The following is a 20132-nucleotide window of genomic DNA, read 5'->3' as shown; positions in this document are numbered from 1 at the left end:
GATACCAGGTAACAGCCCTCAGCTTGCCTTCAAAAGAAACCTTACTTTTTCTAGACATAATAAAAATCCTACTTTCGTAAACAGTACTTTATGTATTTTTACTGTCTACTTAAGTAGGACTATATCAGGTTAAAGCAGCTTTTTTCTTCTACAATTAAGTCCCTAAAATAAAGGGATAATAAGTGAAAACAAGGTCAAAATTGCAGGTCCACCTTGAGTTAAAATAATTTTCTTATTAGCAGTTACAGCACCATAAACAGCAGCAAAGAAAACATTAAGGACAAAAATCGTTACAAGTAGTTGACTATTTGTAAAAATACCATACAAGAGGAACACAGCAATCAAACCATTGTAAATCCCTTGATTTTTAAATAAGTTTGTAACAGAATCACGTTGAAGTTCTTCTTTGCTCATATTGAAAACACGACTAGTCGTGTCCGAATGCGTCGCAAAAGTTTCCAAATACATGATATAGAGATGTTCCAAAGCAACAATCCCAGCTAAAATTAGTGTAATAATAGACATTATATCTCCCTTCTTGAGTAACTTTGACAGTATATCAAAAGTAAAACTCTAAAACAACCTAAATGCTTTATTCGATTTAAAATATGGTAAAATAAAGTGTGAAAGAGAGGTTTTTATGACAAAGACAGAAGTAATCCAGCGTCTCCAAAAAGATTTGAAAATCCCTAGATTTCAGGCTTATATAGAGGATAGAGATTACTCCGAAGAGGAGTACGACCAACTAAAAAAAGATTTTGAAACCTACTTCACTAACTACGTTGAGAATGTTTCAGCAGATTTCGAAGGTGGATTGGATAATAAATAATCAATACCTCAAAGTCATCTATCATAATATTTCGAACCCCTAGTCACTTGTATTAGATAGACTAGGGGATTTTTTATATTAGAAAACAGAAAAGACGTCTCATTCTATGAAATGGCTCTAAAATCTATATAAAAGTAAGCAAAAAGGTAAGCAAATTGTCGAAATAGTCTTTGAAAACAAAGAAAAAGCCCATAAAAATGGGCTTTGATACAATAATCTTAAAATTAAAGCATTTTGTTGTAGAATTCAACGACAAGTGCTTCGTTGATTTCTGGGTTGATTTCATCACGTTCTGGAAGACGTGTCAATGAACCTTCAAGTTTTTCAGCATCAAATGATACGAATGCTGGACGTCCGATAGTAGCTTCTACTGCTTCAAGGATAGCAGGAACTTTAGCTGATTTTTCACGAACTGAAATTACTTGACCAACTTCAACGCGGTATGATGGAATATCAACACGTTTACCATCAACAAGGATATGACCGTGGTTTACGAATTGACGTGCTTGACGACGAGTAGTTGCAAGACCAAGGCGGTAAACAACGTTGTCAAGACGACGTTCCAAAAGAACCATAAAGTTGAAACCAAGTGTTCCACCTTTAACTTTAGTAGCTTGTACGAACAAGTTACGGAATTGTTTTTCACCCAAACCGTATGAGAAACGAAGTTTTTGTTTTTCAGCCAATTGCAAACCGTATTCTGAAAGTTTTGAACGGTTGTTTGGACCGTGTTGACCTGGTACGTAGTTACGACGTGCCAATTCTTTACCTGTTCCTGTAAGTGAGAAACCAAGGCGACGTGATTGTTTCCATGATGGACCTGTATAACGTGACATTAATAATGTCCTCCTATAAAAAATATTTTTTAGGAAATAACGTTTTAGATAAACCTGATTCGTTCAGAAAGACTTCGCCCAAACAGCAAAGGTTACTTTTTTAGCTGACTTCCTGTTGACGAGCTTCATTTTATCCTGCTATTATTTCACATACTTTAATAGTTTACCACGAAAAAAAGCCCAAGTAAAGGCTTTTTATTATTTATTCTCAATTTCAGCCTGTTCCTCAGGACTCAAATAGCGAATAAGGGTCTTTTCAGTTAAGATGTCTGAATAAGTATAAGACTCAACATAACTATTGTTAATAGCTCCTGCTTGAGAACTGAAGTCTTGATATTCAACAATAAACAACGATGGATAGACTTCCGTCAAACGGCCAATCTTGTTCTTTTCACGTTTACGACCATTCTCTAGGGTCAATTCCACCAACTGACCTTCATGGGCCTTAATAGCTTCCTTGATGTTTTTCATCTTGGCAACATCTGCAAATGCATCACTCATATATATCTCCTTAAATCTGAAAGTTATGATTCCTCAAACTGAGCAATCGATGAAAATTTATTATACTCTTTTTGAAATAGCAATTTAACCGTTCCACGCGCTCCAGCACGATTTTTCTCCAGAATAACTTCAATTGTATTATCTTCAATCTCGTTACCTGGTTCTTTGCCTTCTTTTCGATAGTAATCCTCACGATATAAAAAGGCAACAATATCGGCATCCTGCTCGATAGATCCTGATTCACGGATATCAGACAACACAGGACGTTTATCCTGACGTTGTTCCACGCCACGAGATAACTGACTCAAGGCAATTACAGGAACTTTGAGCTCCTTGGCCAAAATTTTTAACTGTCTCGAAATATCTGATACCTCTTGTTGGCGATTTTCTGGCCGTGTCCCTGTAATCAACTGTAAATAGTCAATGACAATAAGACCTAGACCACCCTCTACTTCCTGTGACAATTTACGAGACCGTGCCCGAATCTCAGTAATCTTAATACCAGGAGTATCATCAATGTAAATAGGTGCCTCGGCCAGAGCTCCCTGAGCAATCATAACATTATTCCAATCTTGCTCTGTCAATTGACCTGTACGTAAAGCATGGGAATCAATCATACCTTCTGAAGCCAACATACGATCTACTAAACTTTCCGCCCCCATCTCTAGGGAGAAAACTGCAACAGCTTTATTTTGCTTGGTGCCAACGTTCTGAGCAATGTTTAGAACGAAAGCTGTTTTACCAACAGCAGGACGAGCTGCTAAAATAATTAATTGATCAGGGTGTAAACCTGTTGTAATTTTGTCAAGATCACGGAAACCAGTTGGTAATCCGGTAACATCCGACGTTTGTTGTGAACGCATCTCCAAAGTATTAAAGTTGACATCAAGAACTTCAGATATTTTACGAAAACCACTACGATTACTATGCTCCGAAACATCCACCAAGGCTTTTTCAGCATTTGCAATGATTTCATCAGATTCAGTTGAACCCTCATAGGCTTGGTTGACAGTCTCTGTCAATCTACTTATAATACGACGAAGCATGGCTTTCTCAGCCACAATTTTAGCATAGTATTCAGCATTGGCAGATGTGGGTACACTATTGACCAAATCTACAAGATAAGAAATACCCCCTATATTTTGGAGGTCATCTTGGTCATCTAGAATGGTACGTACTGTCGTGGCATCAATGGCTTCATTTCGATCCGACAGAGTCACCATTGCTTTAAAAATGACACGATGGGAATACTTGTAAAAGTCATCTGCTTCGATATATTCTCGAACTGCAATCAACTTGTCAGGATTAATAAAAATAGCACCCAGAACAGACTGCTCAGCCACTAAGTCCTGAGGTTGTACCCGTAATTCTTGAGGTTCTGACACAATTACTCCCTCCTTTACAAGATTTACTTATAGTGTCAAGGTTTACTCAGCACTATTTTTGATATTAAGCTTAATTTTTGCACTTACTTCTTTATGAAGCTTTACAGGAACCTCAATCAAACCAATCGCACGAATAGGGTGTTCAAGTTCAATATGACGTTTATCAACCTTGATTCCAAATTGTTTCTGAAGTCCTTCTGCAATCTTTTTGGCTGTAATTGAACCAAAAGTACGACCGTCTGGTCCAACCTTCTCAGTAAATTGAAGACGATTTTCTTCCTTCTCAAGTTGCTCTTTAACGTATTTTGCTTCAGCTAACAACTCTGCAGCATGTTTTTCTTCAGATTTTTGTTTACCTTTCAACTCACCGATGGCTTGGTTTGTTGCTTCCTTAGCAAGGTTCTTTTTAATCAAGAAGTTTTGAGCGTAACCTGACGGTACTTCTTTGATTTCACCTTTTTTTCCTTTTCCTTTAACGTCTTGTAAGAAAATAACTTTCATTTTAGTCCTCCTTAGGAGCCAACTCTCCCATAATAGTTTCAATTAATTTATTTTTTACCTGCGCAACACCACAATCTCTTATTTGACAGGCAGCTAAGTTGAAATGCCCTCCGCCACCTAACTTTTCCATAATACGTTGCACATTAATTGTTTTATGACTTCGAGCAGATATATTTACCGTAGAATCGCTTGTACGAGCGATAACAAAAGTGGCTTCGATTCCAGCCATAGCAAGCATCGTATCTGCTGCTTTTGAAATGACAACATTATTGTAGCATTTATGATCTTCACCCATAGCAACGATAATATCGTTGGTAATTCGATCACCTGCTAAAATCAACTCATTAATACGTCGATACTCCTCAAAGTCCGTAGCCGAAATCGTTTGAATCTCTCCACTATCACTTCCTAAACTACGAAGGTATGAGGCAACATCAAACGTTCGACTTGTTACACGAGTAGAGAAGTTTTTCGTATCTAGCATTATGCCTGCCATGAGGATAGAAGCTTGAATTTTACTTAACCGCTCTGGAGCCCCTTGAAATTGCAACAATTCCGTAACCAACTCACAAGCGGAGCTTGCTCCACTTTCAATAAAGGTCAAAACGGCATTTTCAGGGAAATCATCATCACGACGATGGTGGTCTACGACAATAACTTCGTTAAATCGAGTATAGAAACTCTTAGATAAAGTCAGATTTACTTTAGAATGGTCGACCATAATCAGCAATGAATTCTGATTAACCAGTTCCTCAGCCTCTGAAAGTGTAATCAGTGGTGACTGTCCATCCTCCTTCAAACGATTAACTGCACGCGCAATATCAGCATTCATAGATTCATCATCGTAAACAGCAAAGCTCTTTCGAACAATCTGACTAGCAAAGTGAGCCATTCCGACGGTAGCACCTAGGGCATCCATATCCAAATTCTGGTGTCCAACAACAAATACTCTTTCGACTGTTTTCAACTTATCCGAAATCGCTGTCATCATAGCTCTTGTTCTTGTGCGAGAACGCTTGACCGTTGAGACAGAACCTCCGCCAAAGTATAGTAATTCTTTGTGATCGTCATTTTCCTTGACTACAGCCTGATCCCCACCACGAACAAGGGCAATGTTAAGATTCTGCAAAGCCACTTGTCCGATTTGATCATGCTTAATTGTTCCAAATGAGATCCCCATACTCAGTGTCAGTGGTAAACCACGTTCTTGAGCCTGTTGACGAAAATCATCTAAAACAGAAAACTTTTGATTCATGAACTCCATCAAAACCCTGTAATTAGTGAAAAAGTAAAAACGGTCACCTTCAATACGTCGATAATGGATGTGTTTAGCTTTGGCAAACTCTGAAATAAAACCTGCCACGAATGTATTGATCTTTGAAACATCTGCATCTGGCAAACTTCCTGTCACATCGTCGTAGTTATCGACTGAAATAATACCGATAACAGGACGTGTCATATTTGGGTCTGTATTCGTATCATGATTATAAACATTATCAATAAAGTAAATCAACTTATTATCAAAGTCAACAAAAGCAGCATATTTGTTTTCGCCAACTGTAATCACATTGGATGGTGATCCTTTACGCTTCTGAGCAATAAAATTAGCAACCAATTGCTTATTGAAGTTTCCGTTTTCATCCGAAAGTACTAGCTTCGCATAAGGATTAAACCATTCAATATAATCATTCTCATCAAAAGTAATTACCCCAACAGGCATTTTTCCAAGAAGGGTCTTCAAAGAATCTTCAACATCCTGATTTAGTTCATCTAATTGTTCTATTTCCAAGGATTCGTATGTTGTCTTTTGGTAATGTAATAAGGCAACAACCACTACCATAATGATAAAAAGCGCAAAAATGAGTGCAGACTCAGATTTTAAAATACGAACAAAGATGGTAGCAATTCCAAAAAGAATTAACCCTATCATTACAAGATGAATCGTTGCAAAGTGAAATCTTTTCATATAAAACCTCTTAATCTAGTAATTATAACATAAAAAAGCCCTAATTAAAAGGCTTTTAAACGCATTACTACCGTTAGTCCACTTTACGACGGGCCTTATTATTGCCTTCAAGGTAGACCATCAGAATAGAGATATCTGCTGGATTGACCCCTGAAATACGACTCGCTTGACCAATGGTCTCAGGATTAATTTTCTTAAATTTTTGACGAGCTTCAGTAGCGATAGAATCAATAGCATCCCAATCAATATTTTTCGGAATTCTCTTTTCTTCCATACGCTTCATCTTGGCTACTTGATCCAAAGCTTTATTGATATACCCTTCGTACTTGATTTCAGTCTCAAGCAACTCTATAATCTTAGCATCCAAATCTTCTGAAGCTGGACCTACAAACTGAGTAGCTGTGGCATAATCAATCTCTGGTCTACGCATAAACTCTTTAGCAGTCATGGCATCTGTCAAGGGCTTAAAGCCTAGGGCTTGAATTTTTTCATTCGTTTCTTTGACAGGTTTCAATTTTTCTTTTGACAGACGTGTCAACTCACTGTCAAACTGATTTTTCTTAATTTCAAAGATATTCCAACGTTCATCGTCAACCAAACCAACTTCTCGACCAATAGGTGTCAAGCGCATATCAGCATTGTCATGACGTAATATGAGGCGATACTCCGCGCGTGATGTTAATAAACGATATGGCTCCAAGGTTCCTTTCGTGACAAGATCGTCAATCATTACACCAATATAGGCATCACTACGTTTGAGGATAAGCTCAGGTTTACCTTGAACTTTAAGAGCCGCATTAATACCAGCAACTAGACCTTGGCCAGCTGCCTCCTCGTATCCAGAAGTTCCGTTGGTTTGTCCTGCTGTAAAGAGACCCGAAATCAACTTCGTTTCAAGTGTTGCACGTAATTGATGAGGGAGAACGATATCATATTCAATCGCATAACCAGTTCGCATCATCTCCGCTTTTTCAAGACCTTTGATTGAGTGAAGCAATTCTTTTTGAACATCTTCAGGCAAACTTGTTGAAAGCCCTTGTACATACACTTCCTCAGTTTCTCGTCCCTCTGGTTCAAGGAAAAGCTGATGACGATTCTTATCGGCAAATCGGACAATTTTATCTTCGATTGATGGACAATAACGAGGTCCTACACCCTTGACAATACCTGAAAACATTGGTGCACGGTGTAAATTATTATTGATAATATCGTGGCTCTCTTGATTCGTATAAGTTAGCCAACAAGGTATTTGATCCTGAAGATAGTCTTCATCTTTCGACAAGAATGAAAAATGATTTGGCTTTTCATCACCTGGTTGAATTTCAGTTTCTTCGTAATTAATTGATGATGCCTTAACACGAGGAGGGGTACCCGTTTTAAATCTTCCTATTTCAAGGCCAAGATCCCTCAGGTTATCTGCCAATGTAACAGATGCAAGGCTATTATTAGGACCTGAAGAATATTTGAGCTCACCTAGGATAATTTCACCACGCAAAGCCGTTCCTGTTGTTACAATAACTGCCTTAGCTCCATATTTTTGATTTGTTGCCGTTCTTACACCAACTACCTTACCATCTTCAACAAGTATGTCATCAATCATTGATTGACGGAGGGTCAGGTTTTCCTGGCGTTCAACTGTATGTTTCATTGTCATAGCATACAAAGCTTTATCTGCTTGTGCACGCAAGGCTCGAACAGCAGGCCCCTTACCGGTATTAAGCATTTTCATTTGAATATAAGTTTTATCAATATTTTTACCCATCTCTCCACCAAGGGCATCAATTTCACGAACAACAATTCCCTTAGCTGACCCACCGATAGAAGGGTTACATGGCATAAAAGCCAGCATCTCGAGGTTGATAGTGGCTAGTAAAACCTTACAACCCATGCGAGCTGCGGCCAAACTAGCTTCCACACCAGCGTGACCAGCTCCAACAACGATTACATCATAATTTTCATCAAACCTGTAAGACATTTTTTTGATTTATGCAGTGACTTACAATCAGCTGCCTTATCCTTTCTCTGATATTTTTCTACAAAAATAGCCAAAACTCCAGAAAACTGTACGCAAAAAACGCACAATTCCCATGAGCTTTGACCATCATGACTATTGTTAAAGTTATTGTATCAAATCAAATCATTTTGTCAAATCAAATCACTATTTGATTAATGACTGAACACTAGTGATAATCATTTGGATACCTATTGAAAATAGTAATAGTCCCATAAATTTCGTTATAATTTTCATCAAATTTTTTCCCAAGAAGCCTGCAATTTGTTTTGCACTTCTTAGTAGGAGATAAGTGATGACACATAGTAGAGCAAAAGCAACTACGGTTATTAGTTGATTCCGCAAACCTCCATTAGCCAAGCTTAAGGCAGTTGTAATTGTTCCTGGTCCTGCAAAAAGCGGCATTGCAAGAGGAGAAATAGCAATAGACATTGGATCTGAATTTACTGCTTGCTGCTCCATTCCTTTATAGCTAGGTGAATGATTACCATTAATCATATGATAACCGATAACGGCCACTAATATTCCACCAGCAATTCTGAAAGAAACAATTGTAATTCCAAAAACTTTGAAAATCAAATCTCCAGAAAAGACAAAGACTGTAACAATTATAAAGGCAATTAAAAGACTCTTAAATGCAATTTTTCGTGAAATCTTTTGACTATCATCTGCTACTAAAGCCATATAAGCAGGAAGGTTTGAAATGGGATTCATTATGGCAAAGAAGGACATAAATGCATAAAAAAATTGAGAACTCATACTTTTTACTTCATTCATCTAGATATATTGACAAACTTTTCCATCTTTATAGGCTTGGTCAATAATACCGCCACCCAAACATTCCTGACCATCATAGAAAACAACGGCTTGACCAGGTGTAATCGCACGCTGAGGTTCAGCAAAAATAACCTCTGCTTTATCACCCTTAACCTTTACAGTAACTTTACTATCAGGTTGACGATAACGGAATTTTGCTGTACACTCCATGTCAAATTCTTCAGGCATATCTCGAGTAAAATGAATCATTGAAGCGTCAAGAGAAGTTGACATCAATGACTCATGGTGGAAACCTTGACCCACGTAAAGAATATTCTTCGAAAGATCTTTCCCAACTACAAACCAAGGAGCATTATCGCCACCTTTTTGGCCACCAATGCCCATACCACCACGTTGACCAATGGTGTAATACATGAGTCCGTTATGTTCACCCATGTCACGACCATCTACAGTCATCATACGACCTTTTTGAGCTGGCAAGTATTGGCTAAGAAATTCTTTAAAGTTTTTCTCACCAATAAAACAAATTCCTGTCGAATCCTTTTTCTTGGCTGTTGCAAGACCTGCATGTTCAGCAATCTCACGAACTTCTGGCTTTTGTAGATGTCCTAATGGAAACATCGTTTTCTGCAACTGCTCTTGTGAAAGCTGACTAAGGAAGTAGGTTTGATCTTTATTGTTATCTGCACCACGCAACATATGGACAATGCCATCTTCATCACGAACAACTTGAGCATAATGTCCTGTAGCCACGTAGTCTGCTCCCAATGTCATAGCGTAGTCTAGGAAAGCCTTGAACTTGATTTCCTTATTACACATAACGTCTGGATTAGGAGTACGACCTGCGCGGTATTCTGCAAGGAAATACTCAAATACACGATCCCAGTACTCTTTCTCAAAGTTGACAGAGTAATACGGGATACCAATCTGATCAGCTACTGCTGCCACATCTTTATAATCTTCGGTTGCTGTACATACACCAAATTCATCTGTGTCATCCCAGTTTTTCATGAAAACACCAATTACATCATAGCCTTGCTCTTTTAAAAGTAAGGCTGTCACTGATGAATCAACGCCACCACTCATACCGACAACAACACGTGTTTTTGAATTATCAGTCATTGATAACTCCTCCCATCAAATAAAAATTAACATAGACTTGAAGGGTCTAGTTATTCAAATATCGATTTGAAGGTCGATTTTGAAGCGTAAAAGCACGCAAGCTTAATTATATCATGATTAAAGAATAATGCAAAAAGGTTACCACTAGGCAACCTTTTTTATACTTATTTTTGTGTAAAGCCACTGTAAACCTATTGTTCCTAAAACTACAAGTGGGGCACTTATTGCTACAAATAACCATTCTGGTTCTTGATACCGTAACTCAAGTTTATTTTTTCCTTCTTGCGATGAAACGGTCGGCGTACCAATCGTTGACAAGTTATAGTCATCCTTGTCTAGTTCTTTACCATTTAGTATCAAGATGGAATCTTTATATACAACTATCGGTAGATTCAATTCCTCCCCTTCATCAGCTTGCCAAGTTAATACGAGGTAGTTATCTTTAATTAACTTTTCGGTTCTTTGATTCATAACAATGTTTTCATAATAAAGATCGTAAGTGTTTTGCTTACCTATTGTCCCATAGATAGGTACATAATCTGGTGTGGATTTGACAACTAAATTTAAAAACTGTGACAGGTCACTGTCATTCATGGTAAGACTTATCGTCTGATAATCTCCTTCAACGTAAGTATGTTTAACAATGGAAATAAGTTCACCATCTTGAGCTGCACTCTTTACACGATCTGTAGTATCCATTATATTTTGAATTAGCCCAACCCCTGCAAAGGCAAATAATAAAACAGCAATACTTTTTCGCCAATTTACAAAACGTGTGACAGTCAACCCTGTAATCGCCAACAGCAATATAGTAGCTGGAACAAAAAAGCGAAATGGGAATTGGATCAACTCAGCAAAAGTATTTCCATTTTCTACCAGATACTGCCATGGAAAAAGACCTGTTGATAAAAAGAAGAAAACGAAATAAATAAAATGTAGTATTCGCTTCCATCTTGCTAGTTTTTTCCAATTTACAATAGCGTAAATAAACTGTAAAATGAGTAAAACCATTAAGGATATTGGAGTGTATAGCCAATATCTTGCTGTCCCATCAATTCCATTCTTACCTATCTCCCTATTGATAAATGGATCTAAAAGATGATTCGCACCTCTTAGATAGAGAAGCACCCCCCATACATTTACAGTCAATAAAAGAAAAAGAATAACTGCTATTAAGACTTTTAAAATAGTTTCCTTTTTTTTATAAGTAGTCGCCTTTACAAAAGTGTAAAGATAAAAAGGAAGATACATCATAGCTAGCATTAAAGCACTAAGCACATGAATCTGAAAAATTAAAGCCATTGATAGGGCTAGTCTAACTTGATCTACTCGTTGATAAAATACATAATGAATAGCAGGAATGAAACAATAGGGTAATAGAGCAGCTCCCCAACTAGAAAAGCCTTGACGCATCGTCCAATATTGAATAGAGAATGTCGTTGCATATAGTAAACCTAGTGACAAAGCAATGCTTGTCTTAACTTTACACTGCTTAAGTAACGCATACATTGAAGATTCAGCCAATATATGTAACAATACCCTAGAAACAATCTGATAACGGAACCAAGTACCACTTATTAAAATAAGCCCTCCTTGTAAATAGGCAAAAAAAGGGCCATATAGGGCATTAACAATACGTCCAGACTGTTGAAAACCATATAAGGATAGAAAGTAAGAAAAATTACCATTCTTTAATTGCATAGCAGCTTCATAAAACCTGTTATAGTGAAATATAGAATCTGATCCTAAAATGACTTTTCTAGTAAATAGCTGTGGTGTAACCAGTAATATAGCAAAAGAAATAATAAAAAGACTAACCCACAATCTCTCTCTTGATTTAAATATTTGTTTCATTGTCAAACCTTTCATTTTTTATTATAACAGAAAGGCCTATTCCTACCTAATAATAGTTACAATCTAATCTAAAACCCTATAAAACGACTCTTACTTACATCTAGAATAAAAAGCTGGGAGTCTCCTCCCAACTTCTTTAATTTCTTAGTAATTCCAAGCTGACAATCCTTGCGCATTATAGGCGTTCAAAGCCGATTGAATTTGGTCCTCAACAGTTGCTGTTGAGCCCCATCCTGGCATTGTTTGGAAAAGACCCGATGCTCCTGAACCATTTGCTACGGTATGATCACCGTTTGACTCACGCGCAATAATTGACTCCCAAGTTGACTGAGGGACGCCAGTGGCAGCCGCCATTTGTGCTGCGGCGTAAGAGCCGATTTCTCCTGCAGTATTGCCATTCGAAAGGATAACTGAGCCATTGCCACTCGCAGCAACTGCAGGTGTTGTCCCTTTATCTGAAGTTTGTGTAGTTTCAGTACTTGTTGTAGTAGTCTCTGGCTGAGACTGTTGAGGTGTTTCTACTGTTTCACTTGTTGTCTCAGATTGAGGCTTACTTTCTTCAACGTTTTCTTTGTTAGCTTTTTTCTCTTTGTTGGAGCTAATAGTTGATGATTTGACTAAATCTGCTGTTGATTCTGTCGCTGTTGACGTTGGTGAAGGAGTCGGTGTAACAGAATCTGAAAATGCATTAACCAATCCCTTATTGATTAGTGTAGAAAGAGATACTGCCAAAACGACAATAAAACTTGTTACAATTGCTACTGGCACTGTCAATGATTTTTTTGCTGCTAATTTGACACGACGTCCTTTATAACTTTTTTTAAACATAAATCCCTCCTAGTTTATTCTAGCCACATTCATCATAACTTAGTAATATTACTGTGCATTATTTGTAATGTGTCTAATGTTACAATGATTTATCATTTAAATAAAAAAATGCCAAAAATCTGGCATTTTCTTCATATTTGTATGAGGTTTTAGCTTAATACCAACCGTTAGCATTCCAGAAAGCTAGAGCTGCAGTCCATGAACCATAACGGCTTGCTACATAATTATCCGCTACTTTCTCTTGATTTTCAGGAGATAGGTCCCCATTTAAATATGAGGCAGCCAATTGATAACGTCCATAATATTGGCCATTTTGAGCTGTATAGCTACCGCTTGACTCACGTTGAGCAATTTCTTCCTTGGCAGCTGCCTCTGAGGAAGAAAGACTTGTATTTGTTGTTTGAGTACTTTCACTTTGTGTAGACTCTGCCGATTGTGCTGATTCAGCAACTGCTTCAGTTGTAGTTGGCGTAGCTGAGGCTTCTGTAGTCTCTTCTGTAGTTTCATTAATTGTTAAGTTTTGACCTACGGAAATCTTATTGGCATCTTGAATGCCATTTTTTGAAACAATTTCATCGACAGTAGTACCATTCTTCTTGGCAATAGCTGAAAGGGTATCACCTTTTTGAACTGTGTAAGTTTCTGCATTAGCTAAAGCTGTTGCCCCAAGCGTTGCCACTGTAACAAGTCCAAAAAGACCCAATTTTTTAGTGTTAGATGTATTCTTTGTTTGCATGATGATGCTCCTTTATCTATCTATAGTTCAGTCCATATTAGCCAATGATATTTTATTATTTTATTTGGTGATGACTAATAAGCAAATAAAATGGCTTAGTCTATATGGGAATTTTTCATTCCAGATTAAGCTGAAGAACTATAACCATGTAACTATCATACCGTGCAAATATAACATCCACTTGTTAGGGATATTAAAAATATTACAGGCAGTTTGGGATTAGACGAAAAAGAACGCCAACTTGGGCGTTCTTTCAATGGTTCTAGGTCTTAAGACCTAGTTTATATATATTAACCACTTAACTCTTAAGATAAAAAAGTATTACCCCCAAAGCTAAAATAGCAACAATGGATAAAGTATCTCGGCCATTCCATGAAAGTCGACGATATTTTGTTCGGCCGTCGCCACCTTGATAGCCTCGTGCTTCCATAGCAATCGCCAGAGCATCTGCCCGTTTGAAGCTAGATGCAAACAAAGGAATTAATATTGGTATAATTGAGCGTACCTTTTGAATAATATTTCCTTCACCAAAGTCAACTCCACGCGCCTTTTGAGCATTCATAATTCGCATCGTATCATCCATCAAAGTTGGTACAAAACGTAAACTTAAAGATAACATTAACCCAATTTCGTGTGCTGGTACTTTAAAAACAGTCATAGGTTTTAAAAGAGATTCAACGGCGTCAGATAAGCTTAAAGGTGTTGTCGTTAGAGTAAGCAAAGTAGAAAAACTAATAATAAGAATAAATCTAAGAAAAATCATCCATCCTTGATTTAACCCAACCTCAGTAATCTTTAAAAAGCCAATAGACCAAAGCACATTCCCTTTTGTATTGAAAAACACTTGAAACAGCGTAGAGAATAAAATAATCCAAATCATCGGTTTAATACCATCTAGAAAAAAACCAAGCTTAATTTTAGATAAGATAACCAAGAAAAGTGTAAACAGGGTTATAATGACATAAGTCAAAGGATTATTGGCCCAAAAGATAATAACAATGTAAACCAACATGGCTAATAATTTACTTCTAGGATCTAATCTATGTATGAAAGAGTTTCCGACAATATAACGTCCAATAATTAACTTATCCATTAGCTAATACCTCTACGAATTCCTCCATTGTAATGGGAAGACTTTCAAAGTGATAACCTTTTTTTTGTAGCTGTAACGCAAACTCTGTAATTTTTGGAACGCCTAATTGCTTCTCTCTAAGTAAGGTGACCTGTTGGAAAACTTCTTTAGGAGCTCCTGACAATACTAAATGTCCTTTTTCCATAACGTTTACAGCTGTTGCGTAATCAGCAACATCATCCATCAGGTGGGTCACTAAAACAATTGTCATTCCAGAAAGGTGTAATTGTTTAAATAGTGTCATTAATTCCTTTCGTCCCTGAGGATCAAGACCAGCAGTAGGTTCATCCAACACTAGAATATCTGGTTGCATAGCCAGAATACCCGCTATAGCAGCACGTCGCATTTGTCCTCCTGATAAATCAAAAGGATTCTGTTTATAAAACTCCTCTGGAAGACCAACTAATTTTAGACTCTCAATAGCACGCTGCTCTGCCTCCTCTTTAGAAATACCGAAGTTCTGAGGTCCAAAAGAAACATCTTCTAAAACAGTTTCTGCAAATAACTGACTTTCTGGAAATTGAAAAACTAACCCGACCTTTTTACGGATTGGCTTTATTTCCTTATTCTTGGATTGACTAGTTATAATAGTATCATCAACTTGGACATGACCGCTAGTTGGTAAATAAAGTCCGTTCAACAACTGCATGATGGTTGACTTACCACTTCCTGTATGTCCAATAAAGGCTGTATATGAACCATCTTTTATTGTGGTTGTCATATCAAAAAGGGCACGCCCCTCAAAAGGAGTACCCGCTTGATAAGTATAACTTACATTTTCGAGAGAGATACCCATAATTGTTCTACCAATTCCTTTTCTGTCAGATAGTCTTCACAGTCTATCAGACCTTTATTTCTTAGCTTTTGAGTTAATAATGCACTGAAAGGGATATCCAAACCTAAATCTACCAATTCTGAGCCCCTACTAAATAGTTCACGAGGACTTGAAATAGACTCCACTTTACCTTTCTTCAAAACCAAAACACGGTCACTCATTGCCACCTCATCAAGATCATGAGTAATTGATAAAACAGTCATTCCATATTGTTGGCGAATATCCTTAATGGATTGAATCAATTCCTGGCGTCCTTCTGGATCAAGCATGCTAGTTGCCTCATCCAAAATCAAAATAGACGGCCTCATAGCAATAATCCCTGCAATGGCCACACGTTGTTTTTGACCGCCAGATAATCTAGCTGGCTCTCTATCCTTAAACTCCAACATACCTACAAAAGATAAAGCTTCTTGAACTCTAGAAACCATCTCTTCATAAGCAATTCCTTTATTTTCAAGACCAAAAGCAACATCATCTTCAACGGTTGCCCCAACAAATTGATTGTCTGGATTTTGAAAGACCATACCAATCTTATTACGAATCTCCCAAACATTATCCTCTGTCAACTCTTGTCCATCCACAATAATATGACCTGATTCAGCCACCAGTAGTCCATCAATAAGACGTGCTGTCGTGGATTTTCCGGAACCATTATGACCAACAATGGATAGCCACTCTCCAGGTTTCACGTGAAACGACACATCATCAAGAATATAAGATGTCTGGTCTTGATTATATTTAAACTTTAAATTTTTTATTTCAATCATTGTTTTATCGTACTACTTAAAAGTGTCTCTAAATAAGAATCCTGCACCTTTGAAATAATCATAGCCTGAGTAAATCGTAAAGAATAAAGCTACATAAAGCATAATCATTCCTATAAGATTCACATGACACAATAACAAAATAATAGATAGCATCTGTGTCACTGTTTTTATCTTACCAGGCATAGCCGCAGCAAGAACTGTCCCCCCGTTTTCAACTAATAGAAGACGGAGACCTGTAACAGCCAGCTCTCGACAAATAATAACTGAAACAACCCATGCAGGTGCTTGATTAATACCAACAAGCATAATAAAAGCTGACATCACCAACATCTTATCTGCCAATGGATCTGCAAATTTTCCAAAATTAGTAACAACATGCCACTTTCTTGCCAAATACCCATCTAAATAATCTGTAAAACTTGCAATTGCGAAAACAATCGCTGCAGCAATATGCATTACGTTATTTCTAGCAAGTGATGTCATCACTAAAAAGACAGGGATTAAAATGATTCTAGCGAGGGTTAGCAGATTAGGTAAATTTTCTTTTTTGAACATTTCTTCTCGATTCTATTGAATTTTTAAAGTTAGGTAACTAGGTTTGTTTTTATCTAATTGAGACAAATCAAGAGACTCACCATTTATCTTTACGGTTACTTTTGAAGATTGTGCAATGGTAATTTGAGTCGTTCTCGTTTTATCTGAAAGATCTAAGGAATATTTTGATTTTTTTGTTTTTGAAAGAAGATAACTCTCTGAAACATCTGAGTTATCTACAGAAAACCATGTATCTTCGTTATTTCCAGACAACTCCACACCTAAAACCACAGAAGAAGCAACATTAGAAAGGTCAACCATTAATTGATTACCTTGCGTAGTTGTTTTAACATTTGCTCCAGAAACCGTAACTTCAGAAATATTTCTAGACGATTTAGCTTTTCCTGCTACTGATAGGTGATTAGCTGTTGAAATAGTATTGAGCTTAATCACCTGAGGTTGATTAGAAAGATGTCTAATAATGATATAACCAACCGAACAGATAATAAGCAACGAAACTGCACTGAGAATTAGTAAGGGGAGGTATGTGGATTTTCTTTTTTCTTCACGTTTATGCTTAGAAAAGCGTGACATGGGAGTTTTTGCATCTAAGCTGTCTTCCTTACGATTAGATTGATTCTTCTTTTCTGCTAATCGTCGCTCCTTCTGTCTCTGCTCTTCATACAAACGTTTACCATCCAAACCTACGAAGGTAGCATACTTTTCAAGCGCCTCTTGCTGAATTTCCTCTGGTAAAGCTTTAAGTTGATCCATTTCCATAGCTAAAAGAAACTGTGCTTCAACTCCAGTAAGTTTCTCCACATCATATAAACTTAATTTTTTCTTTGTTCGTGCCGCACGTAACTGCTCACCAAGAGAATATAACTTCATTTTTCCCCTTTCTAATATTTTTCTTTTTTAGTGCTTCTATTATAACAAATAATTACCTATTTGGGGAATACAACAAAGTCGGTAATTACCATATTTGACAAGTAATGATTCAAAAAATCCTTTAGTTCCTTAGAAGTAATACTCATCAATTCCTGTCCTAAATCAAAATAAGTTTTGTCATTATCTAAGAATGCTAAATATTGATTTCCTAACCCCTGGATATTGTCTAAACTACGTAAGAATTCACCATACAAAGCTTTTTTTTGTAAATCTAACGCTTCTTCTGTCAACAATCTTTTTTTGTCCGCTGACGTCATTACTTGACGAATTAGACTTGACATTTTTATAGGTTCTACGGTGTCCATAGTTATAATGACAAACGAATATCGATTAGAGACCTCGTATTCAATTGATACAGATTCATCAATTTTTCCTTCAGAGTACCAATTTTGATAGTAGGGAGACGTCCACCCAAACAATAAATTAAATAATAATTGTACTAGTAAATTTTCTCTCATACGACTGTCAGAAAAAGTAGCACTTTTAAAACCCACGGCTAATTTGGCGATAGACACCTCCATTTGAAGATTGTCCCTTTTTTTGATCTCGGCCTCAATGAGTTTTTTTTCTTTTTCTACTATCGTTTTCAACTCTGTCAACCTTCGTTGTCTTTCGTTTACAAATGTGTAAACATCATCAACATCAAAATCACCTACTAAGACAAGATGACAGTTTTCTGGCCTATAAAAACAATCAAAGTTATTCTTCAAATCCTCTACAGTAATTTTTTCAATACTTTCATTATTTCCAGCAATGTCTTGACCTAATATGGTATTTGGATACAAGTTTTGCAAACAACCTAGATAAGCTCTATAATCAGGGTCATCTTGATACATATTTATCTCTTGTTCGATAATTTTTTTCTCGTGATTGACAGATTTTTCAGAGCTTGTAAAACCTGACGTAAATTTAAGTAAGAGGCCTAATGCCTCCTCAAAGTTGTCAAGTGTAGAAAAATAGTAAGTTGTCCTGTCCAAGGTTGTAAAAGCATTAACATCAGCTCCAAGTTTGACAAAATCCAATGTTACATCTTTTCCTTGCTCATCCTCAAATAATTTATGTTCAAGAAAATGTGCAATACCAGCAGGATAGGTTTGTAACTCTCCATCAAGATAATAGCAATTATCTATTGATCCAAAATTTATTGATAGAAAAGCAGCTTTTTCTAAGAATCCTTTTTTCTTGATAATAGATAAAGATAAGCCATTATCTAAGGTTGCTGAATAAATCTCTTCATCAATCTTTTGATAATAACGTTTTTTTAAAGCAGACATTCTAAGACACTCCCTCTAAAAAGAACAAACTTTGCAGTTTGACTTGACGTGCCACACGGCAAACATCTTTTTTAGTAACCTTTTCCATATTATCTAACCACTGTTCTGATGAAAGACTTTTATCTTCAAAAATAACCTTATTGAAACATTGTTCAACTAATGTTAACGCATTGTCCTCAGAAAGAAGGGCATTCATTCGTATGATTTTCTTTGTCTGATTTAATAGAGAGCTTGAAAAACGCCCAAGTTTAATATTATTCAATTCTCTACTAATTCCTCGGATAGCTTGATTTCTATTATCTTTTTCAATCCCAGCGTAAACTTCAAGTAAACCTGTAAAAACATTAAGTTGACTACTAATTGAATATGCTAATCCTTCTTTTTCTCGAATCTCTGTAAATAAAACTGAGTGAGCAAATTCACCAAACATCGCATTGAATACAATCAAAGCAAAATAATCTTTATCACCATATTGACAAGTAAACTGATATCCCAACTGTAAAATAGATTGACTACTTTGTCTAGGTTCTATTTTTTCTTTTACGACGTTGGAAAAAGGCTGACTATAGCTGAACTGTAAATCAACTTGACGTCCCTCTAAAGGAAATCTATGTAACCCTTGTAATACTTGATACTCATCAAAATCTCCAACCATAAAGATATCAATACGATCCTTTGTCAACATGTTTTGAAACTCTTGAAAAGCTGTATATGAAGTCTCTACATCAACAAGTTCCGATTGACCATATTTAGGAACTTTCAATCCTTCGTTTACAAAATAAAGTTTCCTTCCTTTAACCTCACTATAATAGTAATTATTTTCATTGTCAACATCCAGATAAGTCATCAAGTTTCGCTTTTCTATATCAAATACTTTATTTTGGTATTGAGCTACTCTTGACAAAGGCTTGTAAAGACAATCTTTTAGAAATCCTAGGACTTCCCAAAACAATCCATTATCAGAAGGGATAAAAGCCTCTTTTAAATATGTCAACTCGATGTCAACGCTATGTGTCAAGCCTTTCGTTGACACCCTAGTTGACAACTGTGTTCCATATAGAGAGGCTAATCTCTCTTTGAAAGCTTGCACTGTTGGATAGGGCTGGTTGGCTGTAGCCAACATTTGTGAAGCTAAAGCTCGTTTAGCAATCGTTTGTTTGTTCAAAGAAGCCGTCATTCGAAAAACGATACGGTTAGTTTTATATTTTTGTGTTGGAATGAAGTGTACATGGACACCATCAGCAATTTTCATTGATAACCTCTAAAAAGTTTATGCTTTCAATTATACCATTT

General features: G+C 36.6%; 20 protein-coding genes. 1 reads left to right on the top strand and 19 read right to left on the bottom strand.

What is annotated here, in order from left to right; translation table 11 throughout:
* Positions 1-162: 162 nt before the first annotated feature.
* Complete coding sequence (locus PCY14_RS07740; RefSeq protein ID WP_021152681.1) at positions 163-525, bottom strand: DUF1304 domain-containing protein; 363 nt, start codon at positions 523-525, stop codon at positions 163-165.
* A 115-nt stretch (positions 526-640) separates the two neighbouring features.
* Here PCY14_RS07740 and PCY14_RS07735 point away from each other — a divergent pair, with 115 nt between their 5' ends.
* Positions 641-829 (top strand): hypothetical protein, encoded by a 189-nt coding sequence (locus tag PCY14_RS07735; protein WP_021152682.1) that lies wholly within the window; start codon positions 641-643, stop codon positions 827-829.
* Between the two features lie 224 nt (positions 830-1053).
* Here the strand turns inward: PCY14_RS07735 and rpsD are convergent, their stop codons facing one another.
* The 18 genes from rpsD to PCY14_RS07645 form a co-directional block, all read right to left on the bottom strand.
* Positions 1054-1665 (bottom strand): 30S ribosomal protein S4, encoded by a 612-nt coding sequence (rpsD, locus tag PCY14_RS07730; RefSeq protein WP_002885833.1) that lies wholly within the window; start codon positions 1663-1665, stop codon positions 1054-1056.
* Between the two features lie 198 nt (positions 1666-1863).
* Positions 1864-2166 carry a Veg family protein gene (locus PCY14_RS07725; RefSeq protein WP_002888157.1) on the bottom strand — a complete coding sequence of 101 codons (303 nt, stop codon included), beginning with the start codon at positions 2164-2166 and terminating at the stop codon, positions 1864-1866.
* A 23-nt stretch (positions 2167-2189) separates the two neighbouring features.
* Positions 2190-3551, bottom strand: a complete 1362-nt coding sequence (gene dnaB / locus PCY14_RS07720; protein ID WP_021152683.1) for a replicative DNA helicase — start codon at positions 3549-3551, stop codon at positions 2190-2192.
* Positions 3552-3593: 42 nt separating this feature from the next.
* Complete coding sequence (gene rplI / locus PCY14_RS07715; protein WP_008535997.1) at positions 3594-4052, bottom strand: 50S ribosomal protein L9; 459 nt, start codon at positions 4050-4052, stop codon at positions 3594-3596.
* A 1-nt stretch (position 4053) separates the two neighbouring features.
* Positions 4054-6018 (bottom strand): DHH family phosphoesterase, encoded by a 1965-nt coding sequence (locus PCY14_RS07710; RefSeq protein ID WP_293919910.1) that lies wholly within the window; start codon positions 6016-6018, stop codon positions 4054-4056.
* A 73-nt stretch (positions 6019-6091) separates the two neighbouring features.
* On the bottom strand, positions 6092-7993 hold the full coding sequence (gene mnmG / locus PCY14_RS07705) for a tRNA uridine-5-carboxymethylaminomethyl(34) synthesis enzyme MnmG (protein ID WP_021152686.1): 1902 nt from the start codon (positions 7991-7993) through the stop codon (positions 6092-6094).
* Between the two features lie 183 nt (positions 7994-8176).
* Positions 8177-8788: a MarC family protein gene (locus PCY14_RS07700; RefSeq protein WP_021152687.1), complete on the bottom strand. Its 612-nt coding sequence runs from the start codon at positions 8786-8788 to the stop codon at positions 8177-8179.
* Between the two features lie 18 nt (positions 8789-8806).
* The gene (gene mnmA / locus PCY14_RS07695) at positions 8807-9928 is read right to left on the bottom strand and encodes a tRNA 2-thiouridine(34) synthase MnmA (protein WP_021152688.1); all 1122 of its coding nucleotides are present in this window, start codon (positions 9926-9928) and stop codon (positions 8807-8809) included.
* Positions 9929-10072: 144 nt separating this feature from the next.
* Entirely contained in the window at positions 10073-11782 is a 1710-nt protein-coding gene (locus PCY14_RS07690; protein ID WP_301363379.1) for a hypothetical protein, read from the bottom strand.
* Positions 11783-11926: 144 nt separating this feature from the next.
* Entirely contained in the window at positions 11927-12610 is a 684-nt protein-coding gene (locus PCY14_RS07685) for a transglycosylase SLT domain-containing protein (RefSeq protein WP_021152691.1), read from the bottom strand.
* 154 nt (positions 12611-12764) lie between these two features.
* A complete protein-coding gene (locus PCY14_RS07680) occupies positions 12765-13346 on the bottom strand; it encodes a LysM peptidoglycan-binding domain-containing protein (protein ID WP_002888141.1) in 582 nt (193 codons plus the stop codon).
* A gap of 298 nt (positions 13347-13644) precedes the next feature.
* Entirely contained in the window at positions 13645-14439 is a 795-nt protein-coding gene (locus PCY14_RS07675) for an energy-coupling factor transporter transmembrane protein EcfT (RefSeq protein ID WP_164376597.1), read from the bottom strand.
* The gene (locus PCY14_RS07670; RefSeq protein WP_008535982.1) at positions 14432-15274 is read right to left on the bottom strand and encodes an energy-coupling factor transporter ATPase; all 843 of its coding nucleotides are present in this window, start codon (positions 15272-15274) and stop codon (positions 14432-14434) included. The genes PCY14_RS07675 and PCY14_RS07670 overlap by 8 nt, the downstream gene beginning before the upstream one ends.
* Positions 15250-16080, bottom strand: coding sequence for an energy-coupling factor ABC transporter ATP-binding protein (locus PCY14_RS07665; protein WP_293919912.1), 831 nt, complete (start codon positions 16078-16080; stop codon positions 15250-15252). The genes PCY14_RS07670 and PCY14_RS07665 overlap by 25 nt, the downstream gene beginning before the upstream one ends.
* Positions 16081-16092: 12 nt before the next feature.
* Positions 16093-16635: a CDP-diacylglycerol--glycerol-3-phosphate 3-phosphatidyltransferase gene (gene pgsA, locus PCY14_RS07660; protein ID WP_008535980.1), complete on the bottom strand. Its 543-nt coding sequence runs from the start codon at positions 16633-16635 to the stop codon at positions 16093-16095.
* A gap of 12 nt (positions 16636-16647) precedes the next feature.
* Entirely contained in the window at positions 16648-17505 is an 858-nt protein-coding gene (locus tag PCY14_RS07655; RefSeq protein ID WP_021152694.1) for a helix-turn-helix transcriptional regulator, read from the bottom strand.
* 56 nt (positions 17506-17561) lie between these two features.
* On the bottom strand, positions 17562-18839 hold the full coding sequence (locus PCY14_RS07650) for a pitrilysin family protein (protein ID WP_060933499.1): 1278 nt from the start codon (positions 18837-18839) through the stop codon (positions 17562-17564).
* A gap of 1 nt (position 18840) precedes the next feature.
* Positions 18841-20091: a pitrilysin family protein gene (locus PCY14_RS07645; protein WP_021152697.1), complete on the bottom strand. Its 1251-nt coding sequence runs from the start codon at positions 20089-20091 to the stop codon at positions 18841-18843.
* Between the last annotated feature and the right edge of the window lie 41 nt (positions 20092-20132).

The organism is Streptococcus sp. SV2 (assembly GCF_030440175.1).
Classification (GTDB): Bacteria; Bacillota; Bacilli; order Lactobacillales; family Streptococcaceae; genus Streptococcus; species Streptococcus raffinosi.
The sequence above is the reverse complement of the archived record's forward strand: the minus strand, read 5'-3'. Positions and strand labels throughout refer to the sequence as shown.